The sequence below is a fragment of the Dinghuibacter sp. genome (assembly GCF_035492835.1).
Classification (GTDB): Bacteria; Bacteroidota; Bacteroidia; order Chitinophagales; family Chitinophagaceae; genus Dinghuibacter.
Map to the genome: position 1 here is coordinate 16894 of NZ_DATJIY010000059.1, position 14287 is coordinate 31180.

Here is a 14287-nt window from a genome sequence, read left to right on the forward strand (position 1 = left end):
GTTATGACCGGTTGTATTGCGCGGCGAACTCCGTGGCGAAGTCTGCCAGTTTTACTTTTCCCAAAACGGGTTTGTGGAGGTCGTAGCCCTTTCGCAGAAGACCGTCACGGCTGGCGGCGCCGATCTCGACAAAACCCCTGGCGACGGTCGCAGGAACCCCGCCAGCCACGAGGCCGTCGAGCATTTGCTGGTTCGTCCATTTTTTCCAGGTGAGGCCCGGCTGGCCGGTTTTTTGTCCCAGCACGCGCGCGACCTCGTTGCAGGTGGATTCGTCACTGGCGACATACCGGATACGGTCGCCCGGTGACTCCAGCGCCGATACTATGGCGTCCGCTATGTCCGCCGGGGCCACCAGGACCAGCCGGTCGTCTTCCCCATAGTTTGCCGCCATAATACCCGCCGATTTTATCATGGGGATAAAGCTAAGCAGATTATAGTAAAAGGAGGCCGGGCGGATGTGTACGACCGAAATGTCCTCCAAGGCGTCGAACGCCTTTTCCGCCTCGTGGGCCGCGAGGATGAACCCGGTGCCTTTATCCAGCTCCGCGCCCCAGCTGCTGAGGTGTACGACGTTCCGCACACCGGCCCTCCGGACGGCTTTGGCATAGTTGCCACCGATCCGCCGGCCATATGCCGGGTAGTCCGGTTCCTGGAACGAGCGCGGCGGCATCATACAATAGACGGCGTCGGCGTTGGTAAAAACCGTGGCCAGGAAATCCGCGTCCTCCACCGACCCGATGGCCGCCCGGGCGCCGAGCGCCTCGATGGCCTGTCGTTTTTCCGGGTTGCTGCTGACGACGGTTACCGAATGTCCTTTTTGCACGAGCTGTATAGCCAAGGGCCGGCTGATATGACCCAAAGAGCCTGTTACGATGATGTTCATTTTCGGGATTTTTGTATCACAAAGCTCGGAGTTCATGGACGGCGGGGCCTAACTGGATTCTTGTTTGTTATAACAAAATGTCCGATGGCAATCGGTTGCGCAGGTTTTGCGGCGGATTTCCGCGGCGGCCGGTTAGTTTGCGAATCCTTTTGTATTTTGGCGCGGAATAAAAAACGCTTCCATATGACCTGGTCCAGGAAAATCCTATTGCCGCTCGTCGGATTGTATCTCTCTGTTGTTGCGGTATCCGCGCAAAACAAAGCCTCCCTTTTTCATGAATCCGCCGCGCACAAGCAGGAGCGCATGCAATGGTGGACGGATGCCCGTTTCGGGATGTTTATCCACTGGGGGTTGTATTCGCTGGGGGCGAGGCACGAGTGGCTAAAGCACAACGAGCACATGACCAACGAGGAATATCAGAAGTATTTCGAGATATTCAACCCCGACCAATGGGACCCTAAAAAGTGGGCCGCCGAAGCAAAAGCCGCCGGGATGAAATATGCGGTGCTGACGACAAAGCACCACGACGGCTTTTGTTTGTTCGACAGCAAGTATACCGATTACAAGGCGACCAATACACCGGCGCATCGGGACCTGGTGAGGGAATACGTGAATGCCTTCCGGGCGCAGGGTTTGAAGGTCGGGTTCTACTATTCGCTGCTCGACTGGCACCATCCCGACTATACGATGGACGACGTACACCCGCTGACACAGGTCGACACGAGCCGGGCGAACTACGACCGGTTGAACAAGGGGCGTGACATGGCCAAATACCGTCAGTACCTCCGCGACCAGATTACCGAGCTGTTGACCAATTATGGTAAAATTGACGTGCTTTGGCTGGACTGGACGTGGGGCAAGGACGACAAGCGCGGCAAACACGCCGACGACTGGGGCGCGGTCGAGCTGATCAAGATGATCAGGAAGCTGCAGCCGGGCATCATTGTCAATAACCGCCTGGGGCTTGACGAGGAATACAGCGACGGCGGGGATTTCGTAACCCCTGAGCAGGTCTCGTCGAAGGAGCTGGAGGGCTACAAGGGTAAGACATGGGAAACGTGCCAAACCTTTTCCGGGTCCTGGGGGTATTACCGGGATGAGACGTCGTGGAAAACACACCGGCAATTGCTCGACCTGCTGATCACCTCCGTCGCAAACGGCGGCAATCTGATCCTGAATGTAGGTCCGACCGCGCGGGGTGAATTCGATTACCGGGCCACCCACGCGCTGGACAGCCTCGCCTACTGGATCCACGCCAACAGCCGGTCTATCTATGATTGCACGTATGCGCCGGCGTCGTTCACGCCGCCCGCGGGCACGAAGCTGACCTACAACCCGTCGACGCGCCGGTTGTATGTTCATTTATATGACTTTACCCCCAGGACCACGCTCACGTTACCGGGTTACGCGGGCCGCGTCAAATACGCGGAGCTGCTGAACGACGAGTCGGAAATCCAGCTGACGACGGCAGGCAACGACGTGGTGTTGACCCTGCCCAAGGTGCGGCCACCCTACGACATACCGGTCATCGAGCTGTTGTTGAAATGAGGTGGTACCTTCGGGCTGGTACTGGCATGGTTGATCCCGGCCATTGGACTGGTGCGGTTCGGCTGGCGCTGGAGCTGTCGCTCTTTGGGTTTCGTCAAATAAACGCTTATGATAGGTATGATCTTGTTTATTGCGGGTATTCTGGGTAAACCCCATCCAACGTTGCAGACCGGGTGGTACTATATCCAGGATACAAGCACCTGTTTGAGGATACTTGACAAAAGCAATGAGAGGTATTATATCGACCCGACGCCGATCGTTACCATAAAGCACTTTGCCAAAGTAGAAGTGCTGGAGGGTACATACAACGGAGCGGCCTACGCGTATATTGACATTCGCTTTGATTCCCTTGGGACGGTTGCCTGGAGGGTTGCTACGGATAGGGCTGTCGGTAAAAGACTGGCATTGATTATCGACGATAAGTTGGTGTATACGCCGCTAGTCAATGGGCCGATCTTTTCGGGGGTGTCGGCGCTGAACAGGGGTAACTACCCGAAGGAGGAGTTGGAGAAGTTCGCTGGCGTTATGCGGTCGGAAATGTAAGAGGTTCTACGTATCCGTCCGTCCCGTTCACCCTGATCCGCTGGCCGTCTTTGATCAGCCGGGTGGCGTTCTCGACGCCGACGACGGCGGGCAGGCCGTATTCGCGGGCGATGACGGCGCCGTGGGTCATCAAGCCGCCGACTTCGGTGACCAGGCCCTTGAGGGAGACGAACAGGGGCGTCCAGCTGGGGTCGGTATAGGCGGTGACCAGGATATCGCCCTCCGCGAGGTCGGCGTCTTTTATATCCAGGATGATGCGGGCACGGCCTTCGATGACGCCCGAGGAGACGGCCAGACCTGCCAGCGTGTCCGGCGGGAGGTTTTTTCGGTTGTATGATCCGGTGAGGATTTCGCCGTCGGAGGTGATGACGCGGGGTGGCGACAGCTTTTCATATGTCTTAAATGCCGCTTTTCGTTTGGCGATGGTTTCGTAGTCGAGTATTTGGGTGCGCGCGGCTTCGCGGAGTTCTTCCAGCGTCAGGTAATATACGTCTTCCTTGTCGGGTATGGCCCCGGACTGTGCAAGGCGCTCCGCCTCTTTCATCATCGCCTGTTTGTAAATAAAATAACGGCTGACCATGAAGTACTTTGGGTATTCCCGGTAGCCCATAAAATTCCGGATCAGGCTGATCATGTGTTTTGTCTCTTTGGCTTTTTGTTCGCCGTCCGGCAATTGCTGTAACGCTTCTAATAGGGAACGTTCCTTTTGGCTCGCTTCCTGTAAGCCCTGGTCAAATTTCCGTCGGGCGGCGCCGGGCTCGAAATTTTTGATGTTGCTAAGGATCAGAGGGAGGAGCATGGACGGCTTTTCGCTCCAGCGGGGTTTGGTGATGTCGATTTCGCCGACGCAGCGCATGCCGTATTTGTCGAGGTACTCGCGGAAGGCTTTTTGGGTTTGCGGGCCCCCTTCGAGCCTGGGTAGCCCGTCCAGAAAGTTGTCGTCTTTTGTCTCCTGGAGATAGGCTATTATCTCCGGGTAGGGACGGATCGCGTCGGCGACGTCGAGCAGCGCCAGACCCATTTCCGATGTGACATTGTTGGGCACGGATTGCGTAAGCACGTCGGCGGCGTTTTTCTCGCCCAACCAGTCGTTCATTTTTTCATTGATCCAGGCGGAGGCGTCGATGGCAGCCATGAAGACGCCAAAACTTCTCCGGTCGAACAATATTTTCTTTAATTCCTGGATGTCCTCCAGGATGAAGTCGAGGAGGTCCACGCCTGATTTTGACCGGATGGCTTGTTTGACTTCGGCTATCGACGCCTGGCCGCGTTCGATCAGCTCAGTGACGATGGCGGGATCGCTGTCGGTTTGGGTGTGCGAGGCCGACGGTCTTTGAGGCGTGTGCGCGTCTTCGGGGAGTAGTTTTATGAAATCCCTTTCGACCAGCGTTGTCACGGCATCCTTCATGAGCGGGTCGTGTTGCGCCATGAGGTCTATCAACGATTTTCTGCCGGACGTCGTCGAAAGGTTGTCGGTAACATCCACAAACAGCCTGCCCCCCGCTTCATACATGGGACGGAAGGCATTGAGCTGCTTGATGGATATGCCAAGTGGCTTCATGGCGTCGGTCATCATCTGCTGGTGGCCGACGGATAGATAGACGCGGTTCTCCTTGTCAGGGGCCTGGGGGATGGGGTATAGGGTGGTGATGGGGCGGCTTTGGACGATGTATATCGCATCGCTGATGCACCATTCAATGTCCTGGGGGCTTTTGAAATGGGCTTCGATCTTACGTCCGATCTGTTCGAGCTCCAGGATATGCTCATCCGTTAGCGCCTGGAGGGTGTCCCTTTCGCGGACGATCGTGCCGTCCCGTACTGTATAGACGTCGCTGTTCACCAGACCGGAGACCAGCGTCTCGCCGAGGCCAAAGCCTGCGTCGATGGATACGACCTTCCTGTTGGAGGTGACGGGGTCGGCGGTAAACAGGACGCCCGCGGTCCGGGCCGCGACCATTTTCTGGACGACCACGGCCAGGTGTACATTAGGGTCGTCGAAGCTGTTTTGCTTGCGGTAAGCCACCGCGCGGTCCGTGTACAGGGATGCCCAGCATTTGCCGACGTGTTGTAAAACGGCCTCCTTGCCGATGATGTTCAGATAGGTGTCTTGCTGTCCCGCAAAGGAAGCCGTCGGGAGGTCTTCGGCGGTGGCACTGGAGCGGACGGCATACGGAACACCCTCTTCGATGTAGGCGGCGATCTCGTCGGCGATAGCTACCGGTATGGCCGCGGTCTCGATGGCGGTCCGGATATAGGCACTGGCGTCCGACAGGTCCAGGTGTGCGGTTACTCGCCTATAGGCTTCGGTGGTAACGCAGCATCCGTCGGGGACGCGTATGCCACCGATCCTGGTCAGCTCGCCCAGGTTAGCGCCTTTGCCGCCTGCCAGCGCGGCCATGGTGCGGTCGATGTCCCGCAAGGGAAGTACATAGGTGCTCATATCTTTCGCTTTTGGTCGGCGGCGAAAGTAGAAAATGCATAGTAAAAAACAAATATATGTCTTTGCCCGAATAGTCGTACCTTACTGGTGTCGATAAGCGGCGGCTTCTTCCGGGTCGAACCGTCGGCTAAAACTAAAGGCATAGGGCGTCTCTCCATGAGCGCGTAAGTGTTCGAGCCGATCCTTCGCTTCCCCTACGTCCGGCAGGTGTCCCACGGGGACATGCCACAGGACATAATACAGGTCCCCTAATTTCTCAAACCATTCGCGACGCCGCTTCAGGAATTCCGTATGCATCGTTTTGTAGGCGAAATCGTGGAGATGCTGCCAGGTTTCCCAAACGGACATATTCACGATGATGCGTTTGTCGTCATACATCTGGATCGACGTAGCGTCGCCCGCGTCGTCCTTCAGCCGCCAGACAAACCCCGGGCTGGTATCTGCCAGGGCGTTGATCGTATCCAGGTTGCCGACGAAGTCCGCCATGACAGGGCTGTCCAGCGGTGCGAGGACGCGGCCGATATTCAACTGGGCCAGGTTATATTCCATAGATTTGATATTATTGTCAAATCTAAATCGCCGCGACAGATGGAACAAGGAGTTACAAAAAGGTTACCGGTCCTTGGCCGGTGTTCGGTCATCGCCGCACTGAAGGTCTTTGCCACGAAATGGAAGCCCTGTATCCTTTGTTACCTGTCACAGGGCCCGTTGCGTTACACGGAGCTGTTGCGCCTGATCCCGAACATCAGCCGGCGTATGTTGTCGGAGCACCTCCGCCAGCTGGAAAAAGACAGGCTCATCGCCAGGAAATCGCTACACCGCAAAGACCTGCACGTCGAATATTCGCTGACCGAAACGGGCCGTTCCCTGATGCCTTTGCTGGAAGAGATCCAGGATTGGGGATTGCAGCATATCGAAGGCGTGCTTTCGATCAGGGAAATGCTGGCGGCTTGCTAATGACCAATAACTCCCGGAGATAGTCGCCCCATACCGTCGGATCGGTGTGGGTGCCGTGTCCCGACGTTTTTTCCGACCAGGGGATGAGGATATAGCGCCCCTTCGGCACTTTTTTGATCTCCTTTTCCATGATGCCCAGCTCGGGCGGGTTGACTTCGTCGTCGGCCGAATTGATCGCAAACAGCGGCGCACGGATCTTATCGAGGTGTGGCGATGGGTCATAGTCACGGGAGGCATCGAATGCATAAATCAGGTCGTTGGCGTCCTGGGTTTTCAGGAAACCATCGATACCCCTGTCCAGGACCTTTTCCGCTGCGTCCCGGGTGGGCGCGCGCTCCTGTAAGTGCCAGGGGCTGCTCGTCATAAAAAACAACGACGAATAGGCCGTGCGGAGCCCGGCCACCGGGGGGGAGGCGTATTCGCCGTTGTTCCAGGCCGGATCGTCTTCGACGCCCTCGATGGCCATTTTGCGCATGATCCGGTTGCGGCCCGCGATGGCGACGGGCAGGCTGGCCAGCGGCATCAGGGCATCCATAAAGTCGGGATAAGTATAGCCCCATACCCAGGTGTGCATGGCCCCCATCGAGGTACCCATGCACAGGCGGAGGTGGTTGACGCCCAGGTGTTCGGTCAGGAGGCGGTAGTCCGCGAGCACCATATCGTCATAGGTATATTTCGGGAACCGCATATGCAGCCCGTCGCTGGGCTTGCTGGATTTGCCGTGCCCGATGGCGTCGGGGAGGATGATATAGTATCGGGAGGCGTCGAGCAATTGGCCTGGCTGGAAAAGGTGACCCGCGAAAAGCTGGTTGATGAAGTTGTGGCCGTTTCCGGTGGTGCCATGCATGATGAGGATGGCATTGGTCACCTTGCCTTTTGCGTCCCTGACAGGGCGGCCGAAGGTAGTGTAGTGTAGCCGCAGGACGGGTAGAGTCGTTTCGCCGCTTTGAAAGGGGAAGTTATTTATTTCGTAGTTGCCTTCGGTTGAATCGGGGAGGGGGCGCTGCGCGCGCGCTGGCGCGGGTGCGGCGCTGGGGTGTGTGTCGGTCCGGGCGACAGGCCAATAGAGGATAGTTAGTAGAAATAGGCGAGTGAACATCAGTTACTTATATTTTTTTTGAAAAATCCCGACCGTTTTGCACGGCCCGTACGTCTATCACGCAAAACACACACAAAATGCAAAATTTAAAAGACAAAGTAGCCGTTGTTTTTGCCGCAACCGGAGAGATCGCGGGCGCTGTGGCACATTCGTTCGCCCAGCACGGGGCAAAGGTCTATGTGACCGCGAGGAATCTGGAAGCCGTAAAAGCCCTTGCCGCGGAGATCAAGGCTGCCAGTGGGAGCGCCGGGGCCGGTGGCGGGAGCGCCGAGGCCGCCAAAGTGGACGCCCTGGATGAGGGGGAGATCGACGGCTTTTTGAAGAAGGTCGTCGCGGACAACGGCAAGCTGGACATCGTATTCAATGGCATCGCGGTGGAGTACAGCGAGATGGGTGGTCGTCCGCCGGCCACGGTGGCTACGCTGGCGCAATTTCTGGCGCCGGTACAGAAGATTTGCGGGTCGCAGTTCCTGACGTCCCGGGTAGCGGCGAAGTATATGATACAAACCCAATCCCGGGGCACCATCATCCTGCTGTCGTCTGCGGCGGCCCGATCCAAGATCCCGAACCTGTCGGGCTTCTCGGCCGCCTGTGCCGCCGTCGAAGCGATGACCCGGGTAATGTCCGCCGAATGGGGCGGCGAGGGCATAAAGGTGACCTGTATCACCCCCGGCGCGCTGATGGAGACGCAAAGGATCTCCGGGTGGATAGCATCCGCCGCAAAAGAGTACGGGGTTCCGGTCGAGCAGCTGGTGGCGCAATACAAGGCGTTCGACATCCTGAAGACGAGCCCCACCCTGAAACAAGTGGGTGAGACGGCGGCCTTTATAGCCTCGGACGCGGGCGTTGCGTTCAACAGTCATGCGATCGATGTGGATTGCGGGAAGCTGAACATATTATAAATTAGCGGTTGCGCCTTTCGGGCCCTCCGGTCTTGTGCCGGAGGCCCGGGGTCGCCACCAAATTTTGATACCATGGAAATGCTGGACCGTGCCATAGCCGGGGATATAAATGCTTTTCAAACCCTGTTTGCAGAATTTCAAACCCAGTTGAAGTCGTATCTGTACCGGTTGCTCACCGACAGGAACGACGTGGACGACCTGGCGCACGACACTTTTGTCAGGGCGTTTTCCGGTATATCGACCTTCAACCGGGAGTCATCGCTAAAGACCTGGGTTTTCAAAATCGCCACCAACCTGGCGTATGACCATCTGCGGAAGAAAAAAAGGTGGAGCGCAGACGCCCAGGACCGGGGCGCCGACCTGGCCCTGGGCTCCGACGAGGTCAGGAAGGCGTTTTGGGTCGTTCATGATAACGCCCGCGCCGGCGCCTATGAAATGAGGGAGCACATCGACTTCTGTTTTACCTGCATCTCCAAGACGCTACCCATAGAAAACCAGGTCTCGCTGATCCTGAAGGATATCTACGACTATCCCATCAAGGATATCGCGCTCATACTGGACAAGACGGAGGGCGTGGTCAAACACCTCGTCGGCGATGCCCGCGGGGTCATGACGGATATTTTCGACCACCGGTGTGCGTTGGTCAACAAAAACGGGGTCTGCGACCAGTGCAGCCATATCAACGCGGTCTTCAATCCCAAACAGGACCAGCAGGAGGAGCGGATGAAGCTGGAGCTGGTCAAGGCGTCGAAGAAATACAACCGGGAGGAGCTGTTTGCCCTGCGGACGCTGCTCGTCAAGGCGATTGACCCGTTGAATTCGTCGGGGACGGATTTGCAGGATGAGATTATGAAGTGTACGAGGACGGCGATCGGGGATAAGAAGGATTTTTTTGAGTGAAGTCAAAACAATTTTTCTTTGGCTATACGCACGGCGACAGCCGACCTGTCCCTGAGTATGGTTAGCTCGATATCGCCTTCGGAGCCAATCAACGCCGCTAATGTTGGGATGGCGGCGCATGGATCGGGAAAGGTGAGGGCTTGTCCGTTGACCGAGGTGACCGTATCGCCGATACGCAAGCCGGACCGATCGGCTGCGGAGCCCTCGTATAAAGAACCGACCACCGTTTTCCCGTTGTCGTATTTCAAGCTAAAGCCATACGTTTCCAATCCCCCTTTTGGCGGCGTGGTGGGGGTGAGGTAAATGGCGCTGTCCGGAAAATCGAGGGTCACGAGAAAGTGCTTGATGATGGGGTTGCCTATCAGGTTGTCGGTGATGTTCGGCAGGCTATACACAGGTGTGTTCCGGAAGCAGGTTCCGGCGAGCTGGAGCGAATCGACCTTGAATACCTTTATGGTTTGCCTGATAACGCCGTTGCCGCCTTCCGAGGTTACCCCGTCGATGGTGATAAACTGTTTTTCCGCCGCGTATGGTTCTGCGTTTTTCTCCGTCAGTATGAACGGGGACGAGCTACCGAGGTCGAACATGAACCGGACGTCTTTGCCATCCAGCCTGGCCATGACAAATGGCATAAGCCGGGAATTAAAGGCGACGGGAACCTTTACCGAACCTCCCAGACCCGGTAGCCGGTCCGGATGATCGGTGACGATTATTTTTTTGTGCTCATAATCGATCTGCCAGCAATACCCGTGGATAATGCTGGCGCCGATGAGCGCGCCATCGACCGTACAGCCGATCGTCGGCGAATGGTGGAAATTCATTTGCAGCGCGGCCACGTCACGGAACAGCAGCGATCCGATTTTCAGGCTGTCCACTTTTACGAGGTTGACCTTTGCCTTTAGCCTGTTGGAGCTGCCAACGGTCTCCGTGGTCAGTATGGGGAAATGCTTCTTCGCCTGGATATCATCGGTGATGTCGTTATAGCCGCCGGTATCGAATATATATTGGTAGCTGTCATCGCCGATGGTTACCCTGATCACGATGCTGCCGTTGCGGTATTCGAACGGGATTTCCTCGTAGACGTCGTGGGTTTCGGCTTTGGGGGTGTTGATCCATTGCAGGACCTGTTGGGGGGATTGGGCCCTGGCGGTGGATAGGAGGAGGAGGGGGAGGAGGAGCTTTGGGGTCATGGCTGGGGTGAAATCAGACGGCTCGTGACAGCGTTTTTTTTGTATTCATCACACTTGCATCTTTCAAATGGGAGTTCACAGGCGATATGAGCTTGTAAGGCTTGTTAAAAAGCTCCTGTGATACCTTAAAACGAGTAGCCAACTTACGGATAATATCCCTGGATAGCCCTCGTCTGTAGTGAAGAATATCCGATATGAGGCTTTTACTTACATCCAATTGTTTAGCCAGGTCTACCGCTTTAAGGTTGTTTGTCTTAATCAGGTAGACAAGCAGCTCGACCGGATCGGCGTCTGAAAAAGTATTGTGCTTCTGATCCCATTTTTCAATGAGAACCGTCAACAGCTCAATCGTATCCTGCTGCAGCTTACTCTTCTTTTCCATCATAACGAGGTTTTCGAGCATGTTGCAATAGTCCTTGTATTGTTTTGAGCTTTTTATGACTTTGAATTGAATAGATTCCATGCTGTTTTTGTTAATAGATGTACTTGTTTGTCACCGAACACATAATGGCAGATAACGCGGTAATTGTTTCCTCCAATGTCAAAGACTGCCCGGTCGCAGTTGTTGCCTAACAAATCCGTTGCGCCGAATGTCTTTAATATATCCCCTGGCTCACTCCAGTCAGCACTGCTCATCGTCAATGGTTTGCTTTTTAACTAGGTGAACTTTCACAGCAAGGTTATGCTAAGATACGGAAAAGTTCGCGTAATGCGTACTTTTTGGAGGCGTTGCGAGAGGGATTAGCTGCGGCCGCGAAGCAGCCTCGCTGATCCCTTAGGTGGGGGGCTTCAGCGCACCCGCGCCAGCACCGCGCTGTGCGCGGTGTTTTTCGCCTTCCGCGGCCGGAACGAGCGAGCTCGTTCCATCCGCTCCAAACGAAAAACGCCACCGACTTCGTCGGCGGCGCTGGCGCTTTTGTGCTAGCGGAGAGAGAGGGATTCGAACCCTCGGTACACTTTAAAGGCGTACGACGGTTTAGCAAACCGTTCCTTTCGGCCACTCAGGCATCTCTCCGAAAGGCCGCGGGCGCACGCAAATGCGCCTGCGGGGTTGCAAAAATAGGTTTTTACACGATTCCGGCCAACTCGAGGCTCTTTTTCTTTAACTGCCTGACTTCCACGTCCTCGATGATGGGATCGGGGGCTAGGATCAGGGATACATTGTTCTCTTTCCACCAGGTGCCGGAATGCAACAGCGCGAACGGGAATACGGCGATGAGGTATTTGCGTTCGGACTCGGCGTGCCATTCTTCGATCCAGTTGAAATCGTCGCGGGGGATGTGTTTCCATTCGTCGAAGCTGAGGTAGGCTTTGATGTGGAAATCGGTGGTGATTTCGAGCGGTTGGTGGTGGTAGAGCTTTTTGTACTCGTACCGGTATTCGTAGCGCAGGGCGGAGATGTCGCTGAGGACGGCCGAGGCGGTGGGGAAACTGCCGGCGCCCTTGCCGTAGAAGAATTGCTTGTCGGCGAAACCGCTTTCGATGACGACGCCGTTGTATTCGTTTTTGACAAAGGACAGCGGGTCCTCGGGTTTTACGAACTGGGGAAGGACAAATGCGGCGACCTTACCGGACAGGAGCTTTTTGGCCTGGGCGACGAGCTTGATCTGGAAGTTCTTTTCCCGGGCGACGACGGCATCCCCCGGTTGGATGTGCTGTATGCCCGTGAAAACAAGGTCGTTCGGGTGGACGATGGCGCCATAGGCGTGCGTGAGCAGGAAGGACCACTTGTTAACGGCGTCGTAGCCTTCGACGTCCAGGGTGGGGTTGCTTTCGGCAAAGCCGAGTTGCTGCGCCAGGATAAGGGCTTGTTTGAAGTCCAGTTTTTCCTCGAATATCTTGGTGAGGATAAAATTGGTGGAGCCGTTAACGATGGCCTTGATGGAATGCAGGAGGTCGTTGTCGTAATACTCTTCCAGGTTGCGGATCACGGGGATGGAGGCGCAGGCGGCGGACTCGTAGAGGAACGGCTGGCCGGTCTTTTGCTGGAGGGCCAGCAGCTCCGGCAGGTGCTCGGCGATCATCTTTTTGGAGGCGCTGACGACGGCCTTGCCGTTACTTAGGGCCGTGGAGACGATCTGGAACGCCGCCTCGGAGTCGTCGATCACCTCGACCACGACGTTGATCTCGGGGTCGTTCAGGATCTGGTCCCGATCGGTGGTGAACAATTCCAGCGGGGCGTTCCGCTTTTTACCCGGATTCTTTATTACGACTTTTTTGAGCGTGGCTTTGAGGGAGGGCGTTTGCTGGAGGACCCTGTAGAGGCCCTCGCCTACGACGCCAAATCCGAACAATCCAATGGTCAGTTGCTTTTGTGCCATTTCAATTCTTGTTTTTTATAGGTAGACGCCTGGAGGGCGTCGGTTAAATCCGCAATCAGGTCTTCCGCTTCTTCCAGTCCGACGGACAGCCGTACCAGGCCGTCGGCGACACCCGCCGCCCGGCGAACGTCCCCCGGAATGGAGGCGTGGGTCATGGTGGCGGGATGGGCGATGAGGCTTTTTACCCCACCGAGGCTTTCGGCCAGGTTGAAGTAGCGGGTATGGGTGACGAGGGCGCGGGCGGCTTCCTCCGAGTCATCCTTTAATACAAACGAGACAACGCCGCCAAAGGTTTGCTGCTGGGCGGCCGCGATAGCGTGACCGGGGTGTGAAGCCAGCCCGGGATAGAAGACCCTGGAAACCAAAGGGTGATCTTCCAGGAACTCCGCGATGGCCTGGGCGCTGCGGCTTTGCGCCTTGACGCGGAGCGGCAGGGTTTCGATGCCGCGAATCAGCAGGAAGCTGTCGAAGGGCGACAGCACGGCCCCGCAGGCGTTCTGGTAGAACCGGATCTGTTCGCCGAGTTCTTCGGTACGGGTCACGACCACACCGGCGATCACGTCGCTGTGTCCGCCGATGTACTTGGTGGCGCTGTGGACGACGATGTCAGCTCCCAGCGAAAGAGGGAGTTGCCCGGCCGGCGATGCAAAAGTATTATCCACGCAAAGACACACGTTTAGCTGCCGCGCCAGCTTGGCGATGGCGGCGATGTCCGAAATCTTGAGCGTGGGGTTGGTGGGCGTTTCGAGCCAGATCAGTTTGGTTTTTGGCGTGATCGCGTTGAATACCTGCGTGAGGTCGGTGGTGTCGACGAAGGTGACCTTTACGCCGAATTTTTTATACACCTTATCGAACAACCGGAAGGCGCCGCCGTAGATGTCGTCCACCGCGATGACCTCGTCCCCGCTCTGGAGCAGGCGAAGCACCGCGTCGATGGCGGCCAGGCCGCTCGAAAAGGCGAGCCCTACCTTTCCGCCCTCCAGCCCGGCCACGATCGACTCGAGGGCGTGGCGGGTGGGGTTGCCGCTCCGGGAATAGTCATAACCCTTGTTGATGCCGGGGGCTTCCTGGACGAAGGTGGACGTCTGGTAGATGGGCACGGCGATGGCTCCCGTCAGTTCGTCGACGGGGATGCTTTGAAGTAATTTGGTTGTCGCTTGCATGATAGACAGTTTTTTTTGTTTGAAAAACAGGTGGTTTAGCGACACCACTTTTATCAAGATCAGCGTTCGGGCTTCGCCCCCTTACGTCGTGGGCCGCGGCCTCACGGTCACGGGCACGCCACGTACGGGCACAAAAAAACCCACCTGGATCGTCAGATGGGCTTCAATTATATGGCGCTTTACCAATATTTTCTGCTTTCACTGACTTATCTGTCCCGATTGTTCCATCGGGATGGAGTTGGCACCTTACTTCCCCGCCCTTTCGGGTGGGTAGCAGGTTGTCAAGGCTTCAAAGGGCCATTTCCCTCAGCCTTTCTTGATAAGAGACGTGTCAAAAGAAC

The 14287-nt window shown here is 56.4% G+C and carries 14 protein-coding genes, 1 tRNA gene and 1 riboswitch; of the genes, 5 read left to right on the plus strand and 10 right to left on the minus strand.

Going from position 1 to position 14287, the window contains the following annotated elements; all coding sequences use genetic code 11:
* Nucleotide 1 precedes the first annotated feature (1 nt).
* Nucleotides 2–883 carry an NAD(P)H-binding protein gene (locus tag VL547_RS05590; protein WP_325576093.1) on the minus strand — a complete coding sequence of 294 codons (882 nt, stop codon included), beginning with the start codon at nucleotides 881–883 and terminating at the stop codon, nucleotides 2–4.
* 183 nt (nucleotides 884–1066) lie between these two features.
* Here VL547_RS05590 and VL547_RS05595 point away from each other — a divergent pair, with 183 nt between their 5' ends.
* Nucleotides 1067–2431 carry an alpha-L-fucosidase gene (locus VL547_RS05595; protein ID WP_325576095.1) on the plus strand — a complete coding sequence of 455 codons (1365 nt, stop codon included), beginning with the start codon at nucleotides 1067–1069 and terminating at the stop codon, nucleotides 2429–2431.
* 108 nt (nucleotides 2432–2539) lie between these two features.
* Nucleotides 2540–2974: a SecDF P1 head subdomain-containing protein gene (locus tag VL547_RS05600; protein WP_325576097.1), complete on the plus strand. Its 435-nt coding sequence runs from the start codon at nucleotides 2540–2542 to the stop codon at nucleotides 2972–2974.
* On the opposite strand, the gene ppsA is transcribed toward VL547_RS05600, so the two are convergent.
* Together ppsA and VL547_RS05610 are read right to left on the minus strand one after the other, a co-directional pair.
* A complete protein-coding gene (gene ppsA, locus VL547_RS05605; protein WP_325576099.1) occupies nucleotides 2955–5414 on the minus strand; it encodes a phosphoenolpyruvate synthase in 2460 nt (819 codons plus the stop codon). The genes VL547_RS05600 and ppsA overlap by 20 nt on opposite strands.
* An 81-nt stretch (nucleotides 5415–5495) precedes the next feature.
* The gene (locus VL547_RS05610) at nucleotides 5496–5963 is read right to left on the minus strand and encodes a DUF3291 domain-containing protein (RefSeq protein ID WP_325576101.1); all 468 of its coding nucleotides are present in this window, start codon (nucleotides 5961–5963) and stop codon (nucleotides 5496–5498) included.
* Between the two features lie 39 nt (nucleotides 5964–6002).
* On the opposite strand from VL547_RS05610, the gene VL547_RS05615 reads away from it, so the two are divergent.
* Nucleotides 6003–6371: a helix-turn-helix domain-containing protein gene (locus VL547_RS05615; protein WP_325576103.1), complete on the plus strand. Its 369-nt coding sequence runs from the start codon at nucleotides 6003–6005 to the stop codon at nucleotides 6369–6371.
* On the opposite strand, the gene VL547_RS05620 is transcribed toward VL547_RS05615, so the two are convergent.
* Complete coding sequence (locus VL547_RS05620; protein WP_325576105.1) at nucleotides 6346–7470, minus strand: alpha/beta fold hydrolase; 1125 nt, start codon at nucleotides 7468–7470, stop codon at nucleotides 6346–6348. The genes VL547_RS05615 and VL547_RS05620 overlap by 26 nt on opposite strands.
* A gap of 77 nt (nucleotides 7471–7547) precedes the next feature.
* On the opposite strand from VL547_RS05620, the gene VL547_RS05625 reads away from it, so the two are divergent.
* Entirely contained in the window at nucleotides 7548–8372 is an 825-nt protein-coding gene (locus VL547_RS05625; RefSeq protein WP_325576107.1) for an SDR family oxidoreductase, read from the plus strand.
* A 72-nt stretch (nucleotides 8373–8444) separates the two neighbouring features.
* Complete coding sequence (locus tag VL547_RS05630) at nucleotides 8445–9272, plus strand: RNA polymerase sigma factor (RefSeq protein ID WP_325576109.1); 828 nt, start codon at nucleotides 8445–8447, stop codon at nucleotides 9270–9272.
* Between the two features lie 2 nt (nucleotides 9273–9274).
* On the opposite strand, the gene VL547_RS05635 is transcribed toward VL547_RS05630, so the two are convergent.
* The 6 genes from VL547_RS05635 to VL547_RS05660 form a co-directional block, all read right to left on the minus strand.
* Nucleotides 9275–10462: an aspartyl protease family protein gene (locus tag VL547_RS05635; protein ID WP_325576111.1), complete on the minus strand. Its 1188-nt coding sequence runs from the start codon at nucleotides 10460–10462 to the stop codon at nucleotides 9275–9277.
* Between the two features lie 13 nt (nucleotides 10463–10475).
* A complete protein-coding gene (locus VL547_RS05640) occupies nucleotides 10476–10925 on the minus strand; it encodes a transcriptional regulator (RefSeq protein WP_325576115.1) in 450 nt (149 codons plus the stop codon).
* The gene (locus VL547_RS05645) at nucleotides 10898–11098 is read right to left on the minus strand and encodes a type II toxin-antitoxin system HigB family toxin (protein WP_325576117.1); all 201 of its coding nucleotides are present in this window, start codon (nucleotides 11096–11098) and stop codon (nucleotides 10898–10900) included. Before VL547_RS05645 ends, VL547_RS05640 begins: the two co-directional genes overlap by 28 nt.
* Before the next feature lie 289 nt (nucleotides 11099–11387).
* Nucleotides 11388–11477: transfer RNA gene (locus tag VL547_RS05650), tRNA-Ser, on the minus strand.
* 52 nt (nucleotides 11478–11529) lie between these two features.
* Nucleotides 11530–12783, minus strand: coding sequence for a homoserine dehydrogenase (locus tag VL547_RS05655; RefSeq protein ID WP_325576119.1), 1254 nt, complete (start codon nucleotides 12781–12783; stop codon nucleotides 11530–11532).
* On the minus strand, nucleotides 12765–13946 hold the full coding sequence (locus tag VL547_RS05660; RefSeq protein ID WP_325576121.1) for a PLP-dependent aspartate aminotransferase family protein: 1182 nt from the start codon (nucleotides 13944–13946) through the stop codon (nucleotides 12765–12767). The genes VL547_RS05655 and VL547_RS05660 overlap by 19 nt, the downstream gene beginning before the upstream one ends.
* Before the next feature lie 203 nt (nucleotides 13947–14149).
* Nucleotides 14150–14272, minus strand: a riboswitch (SAM riboswitch).
* Nucleotides 14273–14287: the final 15 nt, after the last annotated feature.